Here is a 21,840-nt window from a genome sequence, read left to right on the forward strand (position 1 = left end):
CGATATTTCCGATGCGGCGAGGGGTGGCGCAATTCCGCCCCCGGCTTTAAGTCGCTCGGCAACGCATGACAGGAGACCCGACATGGCCGACGAACTCAACACCCTGGTCCTTTCCCTCGACAGCGGCGGCGACGTCGTCATCAAGCTTCGCCCCGATCTCGCGCCCGGCCATGTCGAGCGGATCAAGGAGCTGACCCAGGAAGGCTTTTACGACGGCGTCATCTTCCACCGCGTGATCGACGGCTTCATGGCGCAGGGCGGCGATCCGACCGGCACCGGCATGGGCGGCTCCGACAAGCCCGACCTCAAGGCCGAGTTCAGCCGCGAGCCGCACGTCCGCGGCGTCGCCTCGATGGCGCGCGCGCAGAACCCGAACTCGGCCAACAGCCAGTTCTTCATCTGCTTCGACGACGCCCGCTTCCTCGACGGCCAATATACCGTGTGGGGCGAGGTCACCGAGGGCATGGAGCATGTCGACGCGCTGCCCAAGGGTGAGCCGCCGCGCGAGCCGGGCAAGATCGTCAAGGCGAGCCTGCGCGCCTGAGCCTTGGCGCGGCCGGTCACTCTCGTCACCGGCGCCTCGGCGGGGCTCGGCGCGGAATTCGCCCGGGCCTGCGCGCGGCGCGGTGACGAGCTGGTGCTGGTCGCGCGCCGCCGCGACCGGCTCGAGGCGCTGGCGGCGGAACTGGGCGGCAGGGCCCACGTCGTCGCCGCCGATCTCTCGGCCCCCGGCGCGCCCGAGGCCCTGCTCGGCGAGGTCGCGGCGCGCGGCCTGACTGTCACGACCCTGATCAACAATGCCGGATTCGGCCTCGCCGGCCCCTTCGCCGACCAGGCGCTCGAGCGGCAGCGCGAGATGATCGATCTCAACATCCGCGCTTTGGTCGGGCTCACCCACCTCGTCCTGCCGGCAATGAGGGCGAACAGGGCCGGCTTTATCCTCAACGTCGCCTCCACCGGCGCTTTTCAGGCCGGGCCCGGCTTCGCCCTCTATTTCGCGACCAAGGCGTTCGTGCTCTCGTTTAGCGAGGCCCTGCATCAGGAACTGAAGGGGAGCGGCGTGCGCGTCTCGGCGCTGTGCCCGGGCCCGACCCGGACCGAGTTTGGCGAGGTGGCGGGCGTCACCACCGACCGCTTCGATCGCTTCGCCGCCGACGCGGCTTCGGTGGTGCGCGCCGGCCTCGCCGGGCTCGATCGCAACCAGGCGATCGTCATCCCCGGCTTCTCCAACAAGCTCAGCGCCCAGTCCAATCGCCTGCTGCCGCGCGCCTGGATGCGGCGCATCGTCGCCTCGATGAAGCTCTAGGCCGGCCGTCGGCTCAGCGGCGCGCGCTGCTTATCCAGCCCTCGCGGAAGGCGAGGTTGAGCGCGTTGGGATCGACGAAATTCAGGAACGCCCGCTCATGGCCGAGCGCCACCACGCCATATTCGCCCTTCGCGACGCGTGGCGGCGGTGCCTGGATCATGCCGAGGCACGGCGGCGGATCGAAGCCGTAACTCGGCCTGGCGCGCACGATCGCGCCGGGAGCGAGGGCGCCCTTGTAGACGTGCAGGATCTTGAACGACGCCTTCTGGCCGTCGCGCGCGCCCTTCAGCACCACGCCATAGACGATGTCGGTCGCGGCATCGAAGCCCGGCTTCAGCCGCTCGGTCTCGGTCTGGCCGGGGATCGGCGGCGGGCACGCCGCGGCCGGCGCCGCGACGCAGGCCAGCAGGAGGACGAATAGGTTCGGCCATCGACCCATCTTTCCAGCCTAACATCTTCGATGCCGGGCGAAAACAGGCCGGCCTCACCCCGCCGCAGGTTCGGCGCGGAGCGCGCGCAGCGTCAGCAGCACGGCGAAGAGCAATTCGATCGCGCCCACGGCCAGGATCGTGCCGCCCGGAATCGCCCCGCCCGCGAAGAGGCCGAGCAATCCCGCTGCGGTGATCAGCCCGCCCAGCACCCAGAACAAGGCGTCGCCATAGAGCGTCCGGAACACGGCATAATGGGTGCCGACCGCGATCGCCGCGATCGGGAACACGTGAGCGGGCTCGAGCGGAAGGAACAGCCAGGCCGCGAGCAGCCCCCCGATCATCGCGACCGTGCTCTCCAGCGCGATCGCGGCCAGCCTGTTGTCCGCCGCCTCCTTCGCCCTTTTGAAGACCAGCCGGCAGGCGAGGGCGCCAAGCGGGAAGATCAGCATTCCCCCGAAGAACAAGGTCGTGAACGCCGGCCCGATACCCGTCTTCCGCTCGACCATCGCCGCCGCGAGCCAGACCGGACACGAACACGCCCGGCCCGCCCCCGACATAGGCCCGCCGCAGATCGCTCTGCGCGTCGTCAATCGTCATGTCCCCGCCCCTCATGTACGGGCGCACCATGGCCGCTCGCGCCGGAGCGTGCCAGCCAAAGCATGGCCCCGCTCACAACAAGCGGACCGCGGGCGCCGGCCCCGCGCCGCGCAGCAGTCGGCGAGCGCCCACACCATCGCGTCGGCCCGGTCCGGTGAGCGACCCGGCCCCGCATAGAGCCCGCCGATCGTCATCCCGCACAATTGGTCCTCGAGCGCGGGAAAGCGTGCGAATGACGGCTTTCGACCCATTGCGCACATTCCGCGCATCGGCTGAAGTCGCTTAGCGGGTTGCCCGAGGGCGATCAGCGATGGATGATGGAGACGAGGCAGCCAGGATCGGCGTCTGTAACTTCGACCGTCGCCGAGAGCTGGCCCGCGAGCGCGTTGACGATCCCGGTTCCAAGGCCCGGCTTCCCGCTCGCGTGATCGCCTTGTATCCCGATCCCGTCGTCGGCGACCGTGAGAATCCATCCTTCGGCGGTCGCATGGAATCCAATCTTGATCATGCCCTTCGCGGTCGCGGGATAAGCGTGCTTGAGCGAGTTGATCACCAGTTCCGTGACGATCAGGCCCATGCTGACAGACTTTTCAGCGGTCGTGATGCTGTCGTCGGCGTCGACGGTTAAGGACAGCAATTGGGGATCGGCAATCATCGAAGCCCCGATGCTGGCGCATAGGTCGGTAAAGTAGCGACGCAGCTCCACATCGCCGGTCGAGCTGGACGCGAGCTGGCGCTGAAGGGTGGCGATCGACATAACCCGGTGATGCGCGTCACGAAGGTGGATCCGGGTCTCTTCGGACTGGGAGATCCGCACGCGCTGCATCAGCACACTGGCGATGATCTGCAAGCTGTTGGCGACGCGGTGGTTCAACTCTTGAAGCAGCACCTGTTTTTCCTGCAGCAGCGCATCGTTGGCGCGCTGCGCCTGGCGGATCTCGGTGACGTCGGTCACGGCGACGACAAGGCGCAGGGCCTCCTCGCCATGATGATCGAGCATATGGGCATGGATCACGAGGTGACGTGCTGAAACGCCGTCGCGCTTCAAGTCCATTTCGTACGCGTCGATCGAGGCGTGGCCCGCAGCCGTCGCCGTCAGCAACGATCGCAATTGCGGTATTTCCCACTCACCGACGCCCAGTTCGAACAGCTCCTTGCCGACCGCGCTTTCGCAATCGACCGAAAAGTTGCGGCAGAACGAACCGCTGGCGGCCTGCACAACGAGCTGCTGGTTCAGCAGGATCAGTGGGGTGCTGGAGGACACGACGAGCGCCATACCCAAGCTGCTCGCTGACAAAGGTCTCACAGAGATACCAAATTCCATGGCCGAAGCCTTGGCTAACCGGAGACTCGCGGTGCGAAAGTCATACCCGGGGCTCGCTTATCGACGCTGCGGCGAGGGGAGCCTCTTCCATCTAGCACAGATCGGAACGGAGTGCGCCGCTAAATGCAGGGATAATCATTCTACCCAGATTTGGGCGGGGAACGTCTCGACCGAGGTCTCCGATCTCAGGTAATCGCGTACCACTCACTTGCGTCATTGCGAGGCGCGGAACGCGCCGCGGCAATCCAGTCGATCCCCCCGCAACGCCCGCTGGATTGCTTCCTTCCTCTCGCAACGACGGAGGAGGCTCATACGCTTGGCGCACCACGCCAGCTTGACGCTGTCGATATGAATTAACCATACCGGCGCATTCTACGCCGCCATTTCCTCCCGCACCGCCCCGAACAGCCAATCGTGGAAAATCCTGACCGGCCGGCGCGCCAGTGCCGAGCGGCGGCAGGCGAACCAATAGCTATAAGGGCTCTCGACCTGGATACCGAACAATTGGACCAGGCGTGGATCGTGCGACTCCTTCAAATGACTCTCGAGCATGAAGGCGACGCCCAGCCCCTGCGCGGCGGCGTCGAGGATGAGCTGGCCCGAATCGAAATGGTCGACTGCGGCGGGCTGCAGGTCCGGCAGGCCGATCGCCTCGCGCCAGTAAGCGAAGGTGTCGGGCAAATCGCGGTGCAGGAAGATGGTGGCGCCGCTGAGCTGGGCCGGATGGGTGAAGGCGGCGGCGGTCTCGCGCGATCCGATCGCGATCGCGCGGTTGTTGTCGATCCGCCGCGAATAGAGATTGGGGTCGACCTCGGTCGCCACCACGATCGCGGCGTCGAGCCCCTCGTCGAGCCGAGCGAGGCCGTGCGCGCCGGTGTCGATGTCGATGTGGAGCTGCGGGTGGAGCGCGCGCAACTCGGGCAGATGCGGCATCAGCCGCTGCGACGCGAACAAAGGCAGCACCGCCAGTCGCAGCCGCATCACCGCGCTCTCGCCGGTGGCGCGCTCCATCGCCAGCGCCAGCGCATCGATCGACGGCGCGATCTCGCCGAGCAATCTCTCGCCGTCGGGATTGAGGTGGATCGACTGGTGGCGCCGCTCGAACAAGGGATAGCCGACGAAGCGCTCGAACGCCTGGATGCGGCGGCTCAGCGCCGGCGCGGACAAAGCCAGGGCTTCCGCCGCGGCCTTGACCGAGCCCAGCCGGGCCACCTGCACGAATGCCTCGATCGCCGTCAGCGGCGGCAGTCTGCGCACTTCAAACCATCCTTCTTGTGCATCTGCACAGCTCCTTGGGAAGCGCACCCCGCGTGCATTTCCGTGCCGCCTCTGCGTGCAGCTGGTGCAATCGTAGCAAACGCGTTCGCACTTGCAACATAACTCAACCTGTTAGATAGAGAAGGGGCCTTTCAGGCATCCTCTCCTAAAAACTTTCAGGGTCGGCTCCCCGGAGCCGGCCCTTTTTTTGTCCCCGCACGCGCCTCGATCGTCATTGCGAGCCTGCGCCGGGATAACGCGCGCCCACCCGTTCGCCCTGAGCCTGTCGAAGGGTCTGCCTTCCTCAGAACGTGCGAAAAGGAGCGGGCTTCGACAGGCTCAGCCCGAACGGGTCCGGGGAGCTACCCCGCCGTCATTGCGAGCGCAGCGAAGCAATCCAGCCGCACCAACCGTCTGCGCCGTGCTGGATTGCCACGTCGCGTGCCGCGCCTCGCAATGACGGGCGGCGGTGGGTGCTCCGTCGCCCCGGCGCAGGCCGGGACCTCAGGACGAGACCGCACGATCCCCATGAGATCCCGGCCTCCGCCGGGATGGCGCCGCCGCCGCTTCGCGCCGGCGCCGCCACCTTTTTTGAACCTTGGCGGTGGAAGCGCCGTTGTCTTTTCTTATGTCGGGGGCGGACACAGGAGCGAAGAGAGTTTCATGGCGGACGAAGAAACACCGAGCCGGCTGCAGGTCGCCAACATGCGGCCCGACGACAGCGGCCGCGGCCTCGCGCGGTTGCCGCGGGCGATGATGAACGCGCTCGGCCTCAGCGAGGGCGACGTCGTCGAGCTGACCGGCAAGCGCTCCACGCCCGCCCGCGCCGTCCTCTCCTACCCCGAGGACGAAGGGCTCGACATCATCCGCCTTGACGGCCTTCAGCGCGCCAATGCGGAGATCGGCTCGGGCGATTTCGTCACCATCCGCAAGGCCGAATCCAAGCCCGCCCAGCGCGTCGTGTTCGCACCGGCGCAAAAGAATCTGCGGCTCCAGGGCTCGGGCCAGGCGCTGAAGCGCAGCTTCGGCATGAAGCCGGTCACCGCCGGCGACGTCATCGCCACCACCGGCCAGCAGCAGGTCCAGCGCGGCGACATCCCGCCGCAATTGCGCCAGATGTTCAACGCGCCGGCCTATGCGCTGCAGGAGATCCGCCTCAACGTCGTCTCGACCACGCCCAAGGGTATCGTCCATATCGACGCCAATACCGAGGTCGAGCTTCGCCCCGAATATACCGAGGCCAAGGATACGCGCCGCGCCGACGTCACCTATGACGATCTTGGCGGCATGGGCGCGACCATCGACCAGCTGCGCGAGATGGTCGAGCTGCCCTTGCGCTATCCCGAGATTTTTGAGCGGCTCGGCGTCGATCCGCCCAAGGGCGTCCTGCTGCACGGCCCGCCCGGTACCGGCAAGACCCGGCTGGCGCGCGCGGTCGCCAACGAGAGCGACGCCAATTTCTTCCATATCGCCGGCCCCGAGATCATGGGCTCGGCTTATGGCGAGAGCGAGAAGAAGCTGCGCGAGCTGTTCGAGCAGGCGTCGGCCGCGGCGCCCTCGATCGTGTTCATCGACGAGATCGATTCGATTGCGCCCAAGCGCGGTCAGGTCCAGGGCGAGACCGAGAAAAGGCTGGTCGCGCAATTGCTCACCCTGCTCGACGGGCTCGAGCCGCGCCAGAATCTGGTCGTGATCGCCGCCACCAACCGGCCCGAGGCGCTCGACGAGGCGCTGCGCCGGCCAGGCCGGTTCGACCGCGAGATCGTGATCGGCGTGCCCGACGAGAAGGGCCGGCGCGAGGTGCTGGGCATCCACACCCGCGGCATGCCGCTCGCCGAGGGCGTCGATTTGCAGGAGCTGGCGCGCCAGACCTACGGCTTCGTCGGCGCGGATCTCGCCGCTTTGACGCGCGAGGCGGCGATCGACGCGGTGCGGCGGATCATGCCGCGCATCAACCTCGAGGAAGGGACGATCCCGCCCGAGGTGCTCGACGATCTGTCGGTGACGCGCGAGGACTTCACGCAGGCGCTGAAGCGGGTGCAGCCGTCGGCGATGCGCGAGGTGATGGTGCAAGCGCCGAACATAGGCTGGGACGATATCGGCGGGCTCGACGCGGCGCGCGAGCGGTTGCGCGAGGGGGTCGAACTGCCGCTGAAGGATCCCGACGCGTTCCGGCGCCTCGGCATCCGCCCGGCCAAGGGCTTCCTGCTCTATGGGCCGCCGGGGACGGGCAAGACTTTACTCGCCAAGGCGGCGGCGCGCGAGGCGCAGGCCAATTTCATCGCCACCAAGTCGTCCGACCTCCTGTCCAAATGGTATGGCGAGAGCGAGCAGCAGATCGCGCGCCTGTTCGCGCGGGCGCGGCAGGTGGCGCCGACGGTGATCTTCATCGACGAATTGGACAGCCTCGTCCCCGCCCGCGGCGGCGGGATGGGCGAGCCTCAGGTCACCGAGCGCGTGGTGAATACGATCCTCGCCGAAATGGACGGATTAGAAGAATTGCAATCCGTCGTGGTCATAGGGGCGACTAACCGGCCGAATCTGATTGATCCGGCTTTGCTGCGGCCGGGGCGGTTCGACGAGCTCATCTACGTGTCGGTGCCGGACGAGGCGGGGCGGCGGCGGATTCTCGGCATTCACACCGAGGATGTGCCGCTGGGCGAGGGCGTCGACCTCGACTCGCTGGCGGCGCGGACCGACCGCTTCACCGGCGCCGACCTCGAGGATCTGGTGCGCCGCGCCGGCCTGTTCGCGCTGCGGCAATCGCTGTCCGCACAGACGGTCGAGGCCGAGCATTTCGAGAAAGCGCTGAAGGAAACCCGCGCCTCGGTCACGCCGGAGATGGAGAGGGACTATGCCGAGATCGAATCGAAGCTGAAGCAGGACGCGTTCAGCGCGGGCGGAATCGGCTTCGTCTCTCCGGGCATGCTCACGCCGCGGGATCGGCGGGGCGGAAGCGAAGGCTGACCCACAGCGCCTGGCCCAGCATCAGCGCGCCGGTAACGAGGAACGGGAGCGGCATCGACAGGCCATAAAGCGCCACGCCGACCGCCGGTGCGGCGACGAAGGCGACCCCGTTCACCGACGTCACCATCCCCGCGACGGCGTTCTGCTCGTGCGGCGCGACTGCGAGCGAGGCACCGCTGGTGAAGCCCGGGCGGAAGAAGCCGAAGCCGAGCGAGGCAAGCGCGAAGCCGGTTGTGATCCCGTAGAGGCTTTCCGAAAGGCCGGTGATCACCGCGCCGACCGCGGAGATCACGGAGCCCCACCAGACCAGGGCCCGGGGTTGCAGCGCCAGCCGCGGGATCAGGCCCCATTGCGCGAGCAGAGTGGCGCCGGCGCCGGCCATCAGCACGAGAGCGATCCATTGCTGAGCCTCGTGCAGCGGCAGATGCAGCCGGTCGATGACGTGGAAGCCGATCACGCCAAGCAGGGCGGCGTGGCCGTGGCCGCCGATTGCGCCGATCATCAGCCAGGTTGCGATGCGCGAGTCGCGCCAGCGCAATTCGCCGCTATCGCTGGTTTCGTCGCGCATCGAGGCGCCGCCGCCGCCGCCGCCCATGATCGGCTCGGAGGTGAGCGGTCCTTTGGCGGCGGCGCGCGGCGTGTCGTCGGGCAGGCGCAGCGCCACGGCGGCGAGGACGAGCACACCGATCGCGGCGAATACGATCAGCGGCCCCGACAGGCCCAGCGGCGGGAAGATGAACAAGGGGGCGAGGGCGGGGCCGACGATCGTGCCGAGCCCGAACGAGGATGCGATCGCGGCGATGGCGTTGGTGCGCTGCTCGCCTTCGGTACGCGCGGCGACATAGGCCTGGACGGCTGGGGGCGAGGCCGAGCCCCACGTCCCGTAGATTGCCCGTCCGAGCACGAAGATGATGAACACCGTCATTGGCGGAAGCAGCCCCTCGAGGCCGGCCGCAAGCACGGCGCCGCAGACGAGCATCGAGATGATGAAGCCGTAGAGTCCGAGCCGCATCAGGGCGCGGCGGCCGCGCTTGTCCGACATGCGCGCCCAATGCGGCGCGGTCAGCACCCAGATCACCGCCGAAAGGCTGAAGGCGATCGCCACCCAAAGGTCGGGGATACCCAGCTCGCGGCCGATCGACGGCATCAGCGACTGCATCGCCGTGTTGCCGGCGGCTGCGACCAGCATGATCGCGAACAGCAGGGCGAAGCGTTCCCGCGTCAGCGACGATCCGGAGGCCGGGTCGCTGCTGGGTTCGGTCGCTGCCGGATCGTGCGAAATGGGGCTCACTCCTCGTGCGCTGGTCAGTCCAGGTCGCGTAAAACCGGCAACCCGTCGTGCAATAGGGATAAATGCACGGTAGCGCTGCCCCGCCCTTGCCATTGCCGCGTTGTTTTGCCAACGCACCTGATATCAAGAGGATTGGGACCAGCATGACGCTTTCGGCTGAACAGGCACGCACCGATGGGGCCTTTGCGCGAACCGCCGGCGCGGGCCCGCTCTGGATGTTCCTCCGCGGATTCCTGAAGCACCCCGTAATGGTCGGATCGGTCATTCCGTCGTCGAAGGTGCTGATCGACAAGATGCTCGAGCCGGTTGACTGGGCCAGCACCAAATTGTTCGTCGAATATGGTCCCGGTGTCGGCACTTTCACCCAGCACATCCTGGACCGGCTCGCGCCCGATGCGACGGTGCTGACGATCGACACCAATCCTGACTTCACGGCCTATCTCAACGGTAAGTTCACCGACAGCCGCCTCGAGGCCGTCACCGGCTCGGCGGCCGACGTGCGCAAGATCATGGCCGATCGCGGCTTCGAAAATGCCGACTATATCCTGTCGGGCCTGCCCTTCTCGACGCTGCCGCCGGGCGTCGGCCCTGCAATCGCCGCGGAGACCGCGGCCGCGCTTCGCCCCGGCGGCGCCTTCCTCGTCTATCAATTCTCGCCCAAGGTCCGCGAGTTCATCGCGCCGCATTTCGACCGGATCGACAAGGGGTTCGAGTGGGTCAACATCCCGCCGGCGACCCTGTTCTGGGCCTGGAAGGACTAACCGGACGTCTTCTTCTCCCCGCCGAAATTCAGCCGGCGAGAGATGCGGTAGTCGGCCACGGCGACCAGGAAGTAGGACGCCCCCCATTTCAAGCGATTGAACCATGTCCGGTGGGTCCGATGGCGCTCGCGCGTGATCGGCTCGCTGTCGGCGATCTCGTGGTCGACGAAGCCGCGCATCGCCTCGGCGAACGCCCGGTCCTCGACGCGCAGCATCATCTCGAGGTTCAGGAACAGGCTGCGCATGTCGAAATTGGCCGATCCGATATGGACCGCGTCGTCGATCACGAACAGTTTCGTATGGAGCTTGGTCGGCTGATATTCGTAGATCTCGACGCCGCGCTTCAGCAGCCACCAATAGGTATTACGGGCGGCCCCGATCGTTGCATTGTTGTCGGACTTCGCCGCAGTCACCAGGCGCGCCTTCCCGCGCCGCGCAACCCGCGCGATCCGGCGCAGGATGCCGACGCTCGGTGCGAAATATGCGGCGATGATGTCGAGCCGCGTTGCCGACAGCATGTCCCTCCGCATCGCCCGTGCCCACGGGCTCAATCGCCGGGTGGGGCCGCCGAACAGCCAGTGGAGCTTGCCGTCGGTTACGCTGTGCTTGTGGAGCAGCCGACGCAGTTCGCGGATGCGGCCATTTGGCTTGCGGGCCCACCCGAACAAATCGTCGAAATAACGGACGAGGCCAAGGACGCTGTCGCCTTCGACCTGGAGGCCAAGATCTCGCCACGCCCCGGATTCAAGCGTGCCGAAATAATCGTCGGAAACGTTGAAGCCGCCGATAATGACTTTGTGGCTGTCTGCGAGCGCGAGCTTCTGGTGATTGCGCAGCAGGTAGCGCCGCCCGAAGCGCGGGCTGAAGCGGCAGAATTGACACGCGCTCTCGATGAGCGGCTTGAAGAAGGCGGCCTTGGCGGTGTCGCTGCCGAAGCCGTCGACGAGCAATGACACATTCACGCCACGATTCACCGCTGCCAGCAAGGCGTCCCGCACCCGCCGCCCAGACACGTCATCCAGGAACATGTAATAAAGGACGCGAAGATCTTCTTTGGCCCCGTCGATCAGCGCGATCAGCGCCTCGAGCCGCTCGCGGCCGTCGGCGAGCAGAACGAGATCGTTGCCTGCGACGGAGACCGATACGGACGGCGTCGTTTTCTTCGGATTGGCGTCGGCCATAGGGTTCGACATGAGGGCCTTGACCGGCCGGCGCAAGCCCCCCAAATCATTGACACTGGCGGCTTCGGCTGGTAGCCGCCCGCCTTTCCCATCCAGCCGAGACTAGCGGAGCTGCTCCATGGCGCGCGTAACCGTCGAAGATTGCGTCGACAAAATCCCGAACCGTTTCGACCTGGTTCTGCTCGCCGCCCAGCGCGCGCGGCAGATTTCGGGCGGCGCCGAACTTACCATCGATCGCGACCGCGACAAGAATCCGGTCGTCGCGCTGCGCGAGATCGCCGAGACCACGGTGCGTCCCAAGCAGCTCGAAGAAGCGGTCATCTCCAATCTTCAGCGCGTCCAGGTCGACGACGACGATGCGCCGGACGAGGTCGGCTCGCTGAGCCAGTCGGCCGAGGCGCTTCGCCTCACCGCCGCCGCTCCGCCGCGCAACACCAACCTGGCCGGCGACTACGAATAAGCGTCGCTAGCGTCGGAATAGAAAAAGCGGACCGTTCCAGCTGGAGCGGTCCGCTTTTTTCGTAGAGTGGCTGAATATCAGGCGAGCTCGGGATGGGCGGTTTGTTCAGTGTCCGTGCTGGCAATCAGTTCCGAGTCGCGCCACACTTGGAAAGCCGACCCGCGCGCCATCTTGCGGGCATATTCGACCGCCGCCTGATCCTGATAAAAGCCCAGTTTTTGCGAGACGGGCGTACGGCCTTCGCTCTGCACCTGCAGCGAATACATCGGCATGGGATCGTCCCCCCTGGTCCTGCGAATTAAGACTTAATTTACCCTTCGACCCGCCTGGAGTCGAGTCCGGCCCGTCCGGCCCAACTCAGGCGGCGTCCGCCTTGCCGATCTCGGAACGGTCGACCCAGGCGAGATCGCGGAGGGTGAGGGCGCGGCCGTCACCCGCCCGGACGGCGATCGGCGCAATCGGCTGATGCGCGGCGCGGTCGACGAGGACGGGGTTGGACGGCACACCGGTGACCCAGCGTTCGCCCCATTGCCGCAAGGCGATCAACACCGGCAGCAGGGCTTCCCCCTTCTCGGTGAGGCGGTAGGCGATCTTGCGGCGGTCGCCCGGATCGGGCTCGCGCTTCAATATGTCGTTCTCGACCATGCGTGCGAGGCGGTTGGAGAGGATGTTGCGGGCGATGCCGAGCGTCGACTGGAATTCCTCGAAATGATGGAGGCCGTTGAAGGCCCCGCGCAGGATCAGGAACGACCAGCGTTCGCCGACCGCTTCGAGCGCGGCCGAGATGCCGCACTCCGCCAGCACGGCTTTCTTGTAATCCAGCTTGAGCATTGCGCGCTTAGACTAGCTCTTTTTGCGCCATTGTCATGCCCGAAGCGAATATCCGCTTCGGACCGAAGACTTCGACCGCCTCCGCAACGGCTTCTTAAGGCGGGACGCTTAGATTGGGCGCTCTCCAATTCAGCGGATCTCAGTCTCGATGTCCCAGTGCCGCGTCCATCTGATCGCCGCCGCGCGGCCCAATTTCATGAAGGTGGCGCCGCTCTGGCACGCGCTGACCGCGACGACCGAGTTCGCGCCGGTGCTGATCCACACCGGGCAGCATTACGACATCAACATGTCGGACGCGATTTTCGCGGACCTGCGGCTGCCGGCGCCCGATCACCATCTCGGGGTCGGTTCCGGCTCCCATGCGGAGCAGACCGCGCGCGTCATGGTCGCTTATGAAAAGCTGGCGACCGACGACCGGCCCGACTGGCTGGTCGTGGTCGGCGACGTCAATTCTACCGCGGCCTGCGCAATGGCGGCCGCCAAGCTCGCGATTCCGATCGTCCATCTCGAGGCGGGGCTGCGCAGCCGGGACCGCGACATGCCGGAGGAGATCAACCGCTTGGTCACCGACGCCGTTACCGACGTTTTCTGGACCCCGTCCGAAGATGCCGATTTCAATCTGCTGGACGAGGGGGTTCCTGCCGACCGGATCAGCCGCGTCGGAAACATCATGATCGACAGTCTGGAGATGGTCCGCGGCGGCATCGAAGCGGCCGGGTTTCGGGCCGACCTGGGGCTGGGCGACGCGCCCTACGGCGTCGTGACCCTCCACCGGCCGTCCAATGTCGACGATCTTCAGCAGCTGACGGCGTTGGTTGATGCGCTGGTCGATGCGCAGCAGCGCCTCCCGCTCGTCTTCTCGCTCCATCCGCGCACGCTTGCCCGCCTCACCGAGGCAGGGCTGCTGAACCGTCTCGACACCTCCGGAGTGCGATTGCTCGAGCCGGTGCCCTATGTAAACTTCATGAACCTCGTCGTCGGTGCGACGGCGATCATCACCGACAGCGGCGGCATTCAGGAGGAAACGACCTATCTCGGCATCCCCTGCCTGACGCTGCGCGAAAATACCGAGCGGCCGATCACGGTCAGCCATGGCACCAACCGGCTGGTGCGCGCCGAAACCCTCGTCGCGGAGCTCGAAGCGGCGCTTGGCCGCCGCGGAGCGCCGCAGGCGCCGCCCGAACATTGGGACGGCCGGACGGCGCTTCGCTGCGTCGAGGACCTGCGCGTCCGCAACGGCAGCGGCCGCCGCCGCACGCGGTGAACCGCAATCTGCCGTTTTTTGCATTGCAACGAAGCAGGGCCGCACCCAATGTCGGTTCGTGCTCAGGCAATATGAACTGCTCGAAAAAGTAAGGGGCTACGACCCCGACGCCGACGAGGCGATGCTCAACCGCGCCTATGTCTTTTCGATGCAGAAGCACGGGACGCAGAAGCGCGCGTCGGGCGACCCCTATTTCAGCCATCCGATCGAGGTGGCGGGCATCCTTACCGATCTGCGGCTCGACGACGAGACCATCGTCACCGCCATTCTCCACGACACGATCGAGGATACGGTCGCGACGCCCGAGGAGATCGAGAAGCTGTTCGGCAAGAATGTCGCGCGGCTGGTCGACGGCGTCACCAAGCTCTCCAAGATCGAGGCGCAGACCGAGAGCCAGCGCGCGGCCGAGAATCTGCGCAAGTTCCTGCTCGCCATGTCAGGCGACATCCGCGTCCTGCTCGTCAAACTCGCCGACCGTCTCCACAACATGCGCACGCTCCACTTCATCAAGAATGAGGATAAGCGTCGCCGCATCGCCCGTGAGACGATGGACATCTATGCCCCGCTCGCCGAGCGGATCGGCATGTACGAGTTCATGACCGAGATGCAGACGCTCGCGTTCCGCGAGCTCGAGCCCGACGCCTATGCGTCCATCTCGAAGCGGCTCGAGCAGCTCCACAAGGGCGGCGGCGACCTGATCGAGCGGATCAGCCGCGGCCTCAAGGCGCATCTCGAGGCGAGCGGCATCGAGGCCGAGGTCCAGGGCCGCGAGAAGCATCCTTATTCGATCTGGCGCAAGATGGCCGAGCGCCACGTCAGCTTCGAGCAATTGTCGGACGTCATGGCCTTCCGCGCGATCGTGGGCTCGGTCGAGGAATGCTACCACACGCTCGGCCTGATCCATCAGCGCTGGCCGATGGTGCCCGGCCGCTTCAAGGACTTCATTTCTACGCCCAAGCGCAACGGATACCAGTCGCTGCACACGTCGGTGATCCACGACGAGCAGGTCCGCATCGAGATCCAGATTCGCACCCGCGACATGCATGCCCAGGCCGAGCACGGCCTCGCCGCCCACTGGGCCTATAAGGAAGGCAAGACGGTCGCCTCGACCCAGCATCCCTGGATCAGCGACCTGATCGAGATCCTCGACCATGCCGGCAGCGCCGAGGAGCTGCTCGAACATACCCGCATGGCGATGTACCAGGACCGGATCTTCGCCTTCACGCCCAAGGGCGAGCTGATCCAGCTTCCCAAGGGCGCGACGCCGGTCGATTTCGCTTATGCGGTGCATACCGATCTCGGCGACCAGACGGTCGGCGCCAAGATCAACGGCCGGGTGATGCCGCTACGCACCCCGCTCGAAAATGGCGACCAGGTCGAGATCCTCGTCTCCAAGGCGCAGCACCCACAGCCCGGCTGGCTGAGCTTCGTCGTCACTGGCAAGGCCCGCGCCAAGATCCGCCGCTTCGTGAAATCCAAGGAGCGCGAGGAGACGATCGCGCTCGGCCGCAAAATTTTCGACGAGATCGTCCAGCGCCTGCCGACGCAGCTCGGCTGGGAAGCGGTCACCGAGGCGATGAAGCGGCTCAACATCCACGACGACGATTCGCTGATGGAGGCGATCGCGCTGAAGCGGATCGACGACGTCGCCGTGATGGAAGCCCTGATGCCGGGCTCGGCGACCAAGCAGGGCGTCAAGCCGCCGCCGCAACGGCAGGCCATCTCGATCAAGGGCCTGACTCCAGGCGTGGCGTTCGACCTTGCCGCCTGCTGCCACCCGATTCCGGGCGACCGCATCGTCGGCCTGCGCCGCGAAGGCGCCGGGATCGAGGTGCACACGATCGGCTGCGAGACTCTGGCGAGCGGAATCGATGCCGACTGGGTTGATCTCGCCTGGGGCGACGAGGCGGACGGCGGCGCCGCGCGCCTGTGCATAGTGATGAAGAACGAGGCCGGCGCCCTCGCCGTCATCGCCGGCATCCTCGGCAGCCACGGCGCCAACATCGTCAGCATGGACCAGGTGAGCCGCGACGGCAGCTTCCACACCTTCCATTTCGACATAGAGGTGCACGACGTTCAGCATTTGATGCGGATCCTCGCCGCGCTCCGCGCCACCGAGGTGGTCTCCACCGCCGAGCGGATGTAATGATGGACCGGCGCCTCTTCCTCGGTGCGCTCGGCGCGGCCGCCTTCGTCGGGCCCCGCGCTGAAGCGTTCGCGCCGGCGCCGAGCTTCGTGATGTGGCACAGCCCGGGCTGCGGCTGCTGCCTCGAATGGGCAAAGCGGATGGAGGCGGCCTTCAAGCGGAAGCTGCCCGTCGTGGAAGTCGCCGACCTCGCCGGAGTCAAGCTCGCCCGCGGCGTACCGGCGGAGCTTCAGTCCTGCCACACCGCCCTGGTCCACGGCTATGCGATCGAGGGCCATGTGCCGCCGGCCGATATCCAGCGGCTGGTCGCAAGCCGGTCCCGCACCATCGCCGGCCTCGCCGTCCCGGGCATGCCCGCCGGATCGCCGGGCATGGATGTCGGCCACAGCCGCAAGCAGCCCTACCAGGTCATTGCGTTCGCGCCGAACGGGCGGCGATCGGTCTTCGCCAGCTACGGCTGATCGGAGCGGCCCTGCACTAGCCCTTTTGTGCGCTCTGCTTTGTGATAGGGTCGCGGCATGAACGACAAGCCTTCCATGACCTACGGCCAGTATCTCGGCCTCCCGCGATTGCTGAGCGCCCAGCATCCGATCTCGGATCACCATGACGAGCTTTTGTTCGTCATCATCCACCAGACCAAGGAATTGTGGCTGAAGCAGGTGATCCACGAGCTCAAGCTGGCGCGCGAGCTGGTCCGCGCCGACGCGCTCGTGCCGGTCCACAAGAATCTGTCGCGCGTGTCGCGCATCCAGGCGGTGATGACCTTGTCCTGGGACGTGCTCGCAACGCTGACGCCGACCGATTATACCAGCTTCCGCCACGTTCTCGGATCGAGCTCGGGCTTCCAGTCCGCCCAGTTCCGCCAGGTCGAGTATCTGCTGGGCCTGAAGGATGCCGGCCACCTCCGCTTCCAGGAGGAAGGGAGTGCGGAGCACGAGGCACTGGGCGCAGCGCTGCGCAGCCCGAGCCTGTGGGACGAGGCCAATGCCGCGCTGGCGCGGGCGGGATTCGATCTGCCGCCCGCGGTGCTCGATCGCGATTGGAGCGAGCCCTATCAGCCGAGCCCCGAGGTCGAGGCGGCCTGGGCCACCGTCTATCGCGACGCCAAGCGCTGGTGGCCGCTCTACCAGCTCGCCGAGAAATTGGTCGATGTGGACGACGCTATGGCCACGTGGCGGCACAAGCATGTGATCACGGTCGAACGCGTCATCGGCTTCAAGCGCGGCACGGGCGGCACTGCGGGCGTCTCCTATCTCCAGTCGACGCTCGGCAAGCGCGCCTTCCCCGAATTATGGACGCTGCGGACGGCTTTGTGACGCGCCCAGCTCGGCAATTGTCTCGGCGATGATCTTCTCCCGCGCCTTGAGTCCGGGATGCGTGGTGGCGAAGTGCGGGCCGACGCGGGCGGCGTAACGGCGCCAGAAGGGCACGGCCGCCGAAATATCGTAGCCCGCGGCCCAGGCGAGGCGCAGTCCGAGCCTGTCCGCCTCGATCTCGGTCGCCTTCACGCGCGACGCATTCTTGCCGAAATGCCGCAGCAGACCGCGCGGGACGCCGGCTGCGTCGAGCTGCTCGGGATGGCCGAGTATGACGTGCGCCATTTCGTGGCCGAGCACGATCGCCAGCTCGTCGTCGCTCTGGAGGTAATCGAGCATCCGGGTCGTGACGATCGCATAGCCGCGGCGCGCGAAGGCGTTGAGCTGGCTCGAACGGGCGAGGCGGACGCGCGCCGGACAAGCAGGCACGGCCGTGATCGTTGCCGTCGCCGGCCGGCCATCGCGCAGCAAATCGAGGCGTACCGGCCCACCCGCGAGCTGCAATTCCAGTCTTTGCTCGAGCGCTTCTATGCCCCGCCGCGGTGCGTCGTCGCGATCTTCGTCTCCCTTGTCCGGGGCATAGGAGAAAGGAACGGCGTTCGCGGTCAGCAGCACGTCGCCGGCGCGCAGCCCGGCTTGGGCCGCCGGACCGCCCGCGACCACCGCCAGCACGCCCGGACCGCGATCGAGGCCGAAGCGGGCGACCGCATCGTCCCGGTCCGCCACCGCATATTCGCCGAGATGGTGGAGCAATAGGCCCGCGGCAGGCGCCGTACGGACGCATAAGGCCAAGCCCTGGCGCGCGATTCGGAAGCCCACCTCGGCAACTCGATAATCGTCGGCACGGACGAAGGAGGGTGAATCGGCTGTCTGAACCGCATCGTCGTGCAGCTGGATTTGTGTCGCGGCAGCGGAGGACCACAGCATGAATGCGGAAATGGCGATAACGGCGCGGGTCATACGCTGATCCTAGCCTCTCGCTCCGGCTTGATCGAGTTCGGACTAAGCTGGGCGGGGCGGACCCGGCGAAGGGGCGCGTTGCGCGTAATCGGCGGGGCGAGATTGACAGGATCAGACAAAAGAAAAGGCCGGGAGAAACTCCCGGCCTTTGTCAGAATATTCAGATGCCAGCTGTTACGGGCTGACCGGCTCGTCGTCGCTGTCGTCGAGGATCACCCACAGGCCGAGGCCGGCGGCGATCAGCGCGAGAATAGCGACAACGACATTCGCGCCGCCGTCGAGCTCGGAGCCGTCGACGGTCTCAGCCGCCGGAGCCAGATCAACCGACGCCGCGCGAGCGGTGCTGGCGGCGGCAAGCGCCGGAGTCGCCGTCAGCGCCAGTGCGGCCGTCGCAGCGATTAGTCCCTTAAAAGTCACGTCAGCTTCTCCCTTCGTACTCAACTTAGTCTTCTATTTCGGCGGCCTAACTACCTGACAGGGGATCGAGTGTCCACCCCGAAAACAGCCCCATTTGGAATCGGGCGATGCCACCTAGCCGCCGCAAGGTGTACAAAAGGCTAACGAAAGCAATAGTTCCCAAGTAGAGGCGCGCATTAGGCACGGCTCGACATTGCACGTCACCGCCCTGTTTCACTATAGGCATCTTTCGCATGACGAGAAAAACGCATCGATTCAAGGGGAGAGCAGGGTGAAGCCGCGACCGTGCCGACCTGCGGGCTGGCCCTGCCTATCGGCTGGACTGTGCCGCCTTTGGCTCGGGGTGCTTCTGCTGGCGCTGCCGTCGCTGGCCTCCGCGGCGGTCGAGATCTCCTTCTATTCCAAGGAGTGGCGCGACACGTTTCCGCACGCTTTCATTGTCCTTCGCGGCATCGACGAGCGAACAGGCCAGCGATTCGACGCCAGCTATGGCTTTACGGCCACACATGTCAGCCCCGCGATTCTGTTTGGCTCAGTCCAGGGCGAAGTAAGGCCTTCGAAGCCCGACTATATTGCTGGCAGCGACGAGCACTTTCGTTTCGTGCTGAGCGATGCCGAGCTGGACAGCGTGCTCGCCATTGTCGCGCGCTGGAAGGCGCTCGCTCAGCCGTCATACAATCTCAATCGCCAGAATTGCGTATTCTTCGTCGCGGACATTGCCGCGGCCGTCAACATGAAGGCGGACCGGCCCAAAGAGCTGATGAAGAAGCCGCGTTCTTTCCTGCAGTCGGTCAGCGCATCGAATCGAGAATGGCTGGCGGCGCGCGGCGCTTTGGTTGTTCGCGAGACGCCGCCCTCGACGGCCGTCGGTGCCCGAACCCGTTAGCGGCCGGTCCGCCGGCCACCCCGCGTTGACGGGGCGGTAAGACATAGAAGCTAAGCTGTTCGAAACCAGCAATTCCGCTGACGGTCTGCGACATGTCCCAATCCATCAATGAACATGTCGTGGTCGTGGGCCTCGGTTATGTCGGCTTGCCGCTCGCCGTCGCGCTCGCGCGGACGACGCGCGTCACCGGGTTGGACATCGATACGTCCCGTATCGCGGAACTGCGCGAGAGCCGCGACCGCACGCACGAAGTCGGCGCGGACGTCCTGGCTCAGTCGACGCTGGCCTATGCTTCCGATCCCGCCGATTGCGCCGCCGCGGACGTCTACATCATTACGGTGCCCACTCCGGTCGATGCTGCCAGCAGGCCCGACCTGCGTCCGCTTCTCGCCGCCACGCGGACGGTGGCGCAACATCTGGTCCAGGAACGGCGGCCGGTCATAGTCTACGAGAGCACGGTCTATCCCGGCGTCACGGAAGACCTTTGCGGGCCGCTGCTCGAGGAAGTGTCCGGCCTGAAGCGCGGCGTCGACTTCTTCCTCGGCTATTCCCCCGAGCGGATCAATCCGGGGGACCGCGAGCACAGCATCGACAAGATCGTGAAGGTTGTCGCCGGCGAAAATGCTGCGGTCCTGGATCGGCTGGCTACGCTCTACGATCGCGTCACCGACGCGGGAACGTTCAAGGCCAAGTCGATCAGGACGGCCGAGGCTGCGAAGGTAATCGAGAACGCCCAGCGCGACATCAACATCGCCTTCATGAACGAGATCACCCAGATTTTCGAAAAGCTCGGCCTGTCCGCGCTCGACGTGCTCGAGGCGGCAGGCACCAAGTGGAACTTCCTCAATTTCCGTCCCGGCCTCGTCGGGGGGCACTGCATTGGCGTCGATCCCTATTATCTCAGCCATTGCGCGCAGAGCCTCGGCCATTTGCCGCGGGTCATCCTGGCAGGTCGCGCGATCAACGACGGCATGGGAAGCTGGATCGCCGACCGTATTCACAGTCGCCGGCAAAGCCGTACCGGGTCGGTCCTGATCCTCGGCGTCACTTTCAAGGAAGACGTCCCGGACCTCCGTAACTCGAAGGTCCTGGACGTGGTCAATCGGCTGCGATGGCTGGGCCACCACATCACCCTTCACGATCCGATTGCCGATCCTGCGGAGGTCCAACACGAAAGCGGGCTCGCCCTGGACACCTCGGCATTGGCAGCACGCTACGACGTCGTCTTGGTCGCCGTGTCCCACCGCAGCTACTGCGCAATGGCGGTGGATGAAGTGACGGCGCTCGTTGCGGAAGGGGGCCTCGTCGCCGACCTCCACGGCATATGGCGGGATCAGTCCTTCCCGGAAGGCACGACGCTCTGGTCGCTCTGACCTGGCTCAAACGCCGTGATAGGCGCGGTACCACTCGACGAAGCGCGGAATTCCCACATCGATCGCGGTCGACGGTTGGAAGCCGAGGTCGCGGTGGATCGCGCTGATATCGGCATAGGTGTCGCGGACATCGCCAGGCTGCATCGGCATCAGACGTTTTTCGGCGCTGCGCCCGCAAGCCTGCTCGATCACCGCGATCATGCGCGTCAGCTCTTCGCTATTGTTGTTGCCGATATTGTACAGGCGATGCGGGGCTTTGCTGCCGCCCGCTTTCTCCGTGCCATCGTCGGCGGGAGGATTATCCAGTGCGGCCACGATCCCGGTGACGATGTCGTCGATATAGGTGAAGTCGCGCCGCATATTGCCTTCGCCGAAGACGTTGATCGGTCGGCCCTCCAGGATCGCCTGGGTAAACAGCCACATCGCCATGTCGGGCCGCCCCCAGGGACCGTATACGGTGAAGAAACGCAGGCCGGTCTGGGGAAGCCGGTAGAGATGGGCGTAGGTCTCGCTCATCAACTCGTCGGCCTTCTTCGTCGCGGCATAGAGGGAGAGCGGGTGGTCGACCCGGTCTTCGACCCGGAAGGGCAACGTATCGTTGCCGCCATAGACCGAGGAAGAGGAGGCATAGACGAGGTGCGGCGCCCGCCGCTGGCGCGCGACCTCGAGCAGATTGAGATGCCCGACGAGGTTGGAATGGGCGTAAGCGTGCGGGTTCTCAATCGAATAGCGGACGCCGGCCTGGGCGCCCAGATGCACGATCGCCGCGAAATCGCAGTCGTCGAATTGGCGCGTCAGCCCGGCAAAGTCGCCGAAATCGGCTTCGATGAACCTGAAGGCGGTGCCGAATTCGGTGTGGAGGGCGGCAAGCCGATCACGCTTGAGCTGGACGCTGTAATAATCGTTGACGTTGTCGAGCCCGATGACCTTTTCGCCGCGCGCCATCAGGCGTCGGGCCACATGATAACCGATAAAGCCGGCAGCGCCGGTTACGAGCGTGGTCATAAATCAAGCTTCTCCGGAACCCCGCCGTGGGCATATCGTTTCGCCTGCCAAACCTCAACGAGCAATC

The 21,840-nt window shown here is 65.9% G+C and carries 22 protein-coding genes; 11 read left to right on the forward strand and 11 right to left on the reverse strand.

Annotated elements, in window-relative coordinates; genetic code table 11:
• The first annotated feature begins 82 nt into the window (after positions 1–82).
• Positions 83–544, forward strand: a complete 462-nt coding sequence (locus SH591_RS10505) for a peptidylprolyl isomerase (protein WP_322831458.1) — start codon at positions 83–85, stop codon at positions 542–544.
• A 3-nt stretch (positions 545–547) separates the two neighbouring features.
• Positions 548–1,306, forward strand: coding sequence for an SDR family NAD(P)-dependent oxidoreductase (locus SH591_RS10510; protein ID WP_324749078.1), 759 nt, complete (start codon positions 548–550; stop codon positions 1,304–1,306).
• A 13-nt stretch (positions 1,307–1,319) separates the two neighbouring features.
• Here SH591_RS10510 and SH591_RS10515 read toward each other — a convergent pair whose 3' ends face one another.
• From SH591_RS10515 to SH591_RS10535, 4 genes are all read right to left on the reverse strand, one after another.
• Positions 1,320–1,745, reverse strand: a complete 426-nt coding sequence (locus SH591_RS10515; protein ID WP_322831460.1) for a hypothetical protein — start codon at positions 1,743–1,745, stop codon at positions 1,320–1,322.
• 45 nt (positions 1,746–1,790) lie between these two features.
• Entirely contained in the window at positions 1,791–2,243 is a 453-nt protein-coding gene (locus SH591_RS10520; RefSeq protein WP_324749079.1) for a DUF7010 family protein, read from the reverse strand.
• A gap of 395 nt (positions 2,244–2,638) precedes the next feature.
• Positions 2,639–3,610 carry a sensor histidine kinase gene (locus SH591_RS10530; protein WP_324749080.1) on the reverse strand — a complete coding sequence of 324 codons (972 nt, stop codon included), beginning with the start codon at positions 3,608–3,610 and terminating at the stop codon, positions 2,639–2,641.
• Between the two features lie 420 nt (positions 3,611–4,030).
• Positions 4,031–4,915, reverse strand: coding sequence for a LysR substrate-binding domain-containing protein (locus tag SH591_RS10535; protein ID WP_322831466.1), 885 nt, complete (start codon positions 4,913–4,915; stop codon positions 4,031–4,033).
• Positions 4,916–5,578: 663 nt separating this feature from the next.
• Here SH591_RS10535 and SH591_RS10540 point away from each other — a divergent pair.
• A complete protein-coding gene (locus SH591_RS10540; RefSeq protein ID WP_324749081.1) occupies positions 5,579–7,882 on the forward strand; it encodes a CDC48 family AAA ATPase in 2,304 nt (767 codons plus the stop codon).
• Here SH591_RS10540 and SH591_RS10545 read toward each other — a convergent pair.
• Positions 7,845–9,173 (reverse strand): MFS transporter, encoded by a 1,329-nt coding sequence (locus SH591_RS10545; protein WP_322831468.1) that lies wholly within the window; start codon positions 9,171–9,173, stop codon positions 7,845–7,847. The genes SH591_RS10540 and SH591_RS10545 overlap by 38 nt on opposite strands.
• A 143-nt stretch (positions 9,174–9,316) precedes the next feature.
• Here SH591_RS10545 and SH591_RS10550 point away from each other — a divergent pair, with 143 nt between their 5' ends.
• Positions 9,317–9,934, forward strand: coding sequence for a class I SAM-dependent methyltransferase (locus SH591_RS10550; RefSeq protein ID WP_416385181.1), 618 nt, complete (start codon positions 9,317–9,319; stop codon positions 9,932–9,934).
• Here the strand turns inward: SH591_RS10550 and SH591_RS10555 are convergent.
• Entirely contained in the window at positions 9,931–11,115 is a 1,185-nt protein-coding gene (locus tag SH591_RS10555; RefSeq protein ID WP_322831469.1) for a phospholipase D-like domain-containing protein, read from the reverse strand. The genes SH591_RS10550 and SH591_RS10555 overlap by 4 nt on opposite strands.
• 118 nt (positions 11,116–11,233) lie before the next feature.
• Between SH591_RS10555 and rpoZ the strand changes: the two genes are divergently transcribed.
• Entirely contained in the window at positions 11,234–11,575 is a 342-nt protein-coding gene (gene rpoZ / locus SH591_RS10560) for a DNA-directed RNA polymerase subunit omega (protein WP_322831470.1), read from the forward strand.
• A 77-nt stretch (positions 11,576–11,652) separates the two neighbouring features.
• Here rpoZ and SH591_RS10565 read toward each other — a convergent pair whose 3' ends face one another.
• Positions 11,653–11,847 (reverse strand): hypothetical protein, encoded by a 195-nt coding sequence (locus SH591_RS10565; RefSeq protein WP_322831471.1) that lies wholly within the window; start codon positions 11,845–11,847, stop codon positions 11,653–11,655.
• 85 nt (positions 11,848–11,932) lie between these two features.
• Positions 11,933–12,406 (reverse strand): winged helix-turn-helix transcriptional regulator, encoded by a 474-nt coding sequence (locus tag SH591_RS10570; protein WP_322831472.1) that lies wholly within the window; start codon positions 12,404–12,406, stop codon positions 11,933–11,935.
• Positions 12,407–12,554: 148 nt separating this feature from the next.
• Between SH591_RS10570 and wecB the strand changes: the two genes are divergently transcribed.
• The 4 genes from wecB to SH591_RS10590 are packed head-to-tail and all read left to right on the forward strand — an operon-like array spanning position 12,555 to position 17,132.
• The gene (wecB, locus tag SH591_RS10575) at positions 12,555–13,670 is read left to right on the forward strand and encodes a non-hydrolyzing UDP-N-acetylglucosamine 2-epimerase (protein ID WP_324749082.1); all 1,116 of its coding nucleotides are present in this window, start codon (positions 12,555–12,557) and stop codon (positions 13,668–13,670) included.
• A 58-nt stretch (positions 13,671–13,728) separates the two neighbouring features.
• Positions 13,729–15,816 (forward strand): RelA/SpoT family protein, encoded by a 2,088-nt coding sequence (locus tag SH591_RS10580; protein ID WP_322831474.1) that lies wholly within the window; start codon positions 13,729–13,731, stop codon positions 15,814–15,816.
• Positions 15,816–16,277 (forward strand): DUF411 domain-containing protein, encoded by a 462-nt coding sequence (locus SH591_RS10585; protein WP_324749083.1) that lies wholly within the window; start codon positions 15,816–15,818, stop codon positions 16,275–16,277. The genes SH591_RS10580 and SH591_RS10585 overlap by 1 nt, the downstream gene beginning before the upstream one ends.
• Positions 16,278–16,334: 57 nt before the next feature.
• On the forward strand, positions 16,335–17,132 hold the full coding sequence (locus SH591_RS10590; protein ID WP_324749084.1) for a tryptophan 2,3-dioxygenase: 798 nt from the start codon (positions 16,335–16,337) through the stop codon (positions 17,130–17,132).
• Here SH591_RS10590 and SH591_RS10595 read toward each other — a convergent pair.
• Together SH591_RS10595 and SH591_RS10600 are read right to left on the reverse strand one after the other, a co-directional pair.
• A complete protein-coding gene (locus SH591_RS10595; protein WP_324749085.1) occupies positions 17,106–18,092 on the reverse strand; it encodes a M48 family metallopeptidase in 987 nt (328 codons plus the stop codon). The two genes, SH591_RS10590 and SH591_RS10595, sit on opposite strands and share 27 nt — an antisense overlap.
• A gap of 174 nt (positions 18,093–18,266) precedes the next feature.
• Positions 18,267–18,509, reverse strand: coding sequence for a hypothetical protein (locus tag SH591_RS10600; RefSeq protein ID WP_324749086.1), 243 nt, complete (start codon positions 18,507–18,509; stop codon positions 18,267–18,269).
• Positions 18,510–18,852: 343 nt separating this feature from the next.
• On the opposite strand from SH591_RS10600, the gene SH591_RS10605 reads away from it, so the two are divergent.
• The gene (locus tag SH591_RS10605) at positions 18,853–19,395 is read left to right on the forward strand and encodes a hypothetical protein (RefSeq protein ID WP_324749087.1); all 543 of its coding nucleotides are present in this window, start codon (positions 18,853–18,855) and stop codon (positions 19,393–19,395) included.
• Positions 19,396–19,487: 92 nt separating this feature from the next.
• The gene (locus tag SH591_RS10610; RefSeq protein WP_324749088.1) at positions 19,488–20,768 is read left to right on the forward strand and encodes a nucleotide sugar dehydrogenase; all 1,281 of its coding nucleotides are present in this window, start codon (positions 19,488–19,490) and stop codon (positions 20,766–20,768) included.
• Positions 20,769–20,774: 6 nt separating this feature from the next.
• On the opposite strand, the gene SH591_RS10615 is transcribed toward SH591_RS10610, so the two are convergent.
• Entirely contained in the window at positions 20,775–21,773 is a 999-nt protein-coding gene (locus tag SH591_RS10615) for an NAD-dependent epimerase/dehydratase family protein (protein ID WP_324749089.1), read from the reverse strand.
• Between the last annotated feature and the right edge of the window lie 67 nt (positions 21,774–21,840).

It is taken from the genome of Sphingomonas sp. LY54 (assembly GCF_035594035.1).
Classification (GTDB): Bacteria; Pseudomonadota; Alphaproteobacteria; order Sphingomonadales; family Sphingomonadaceae; genus Allosphingosinicella.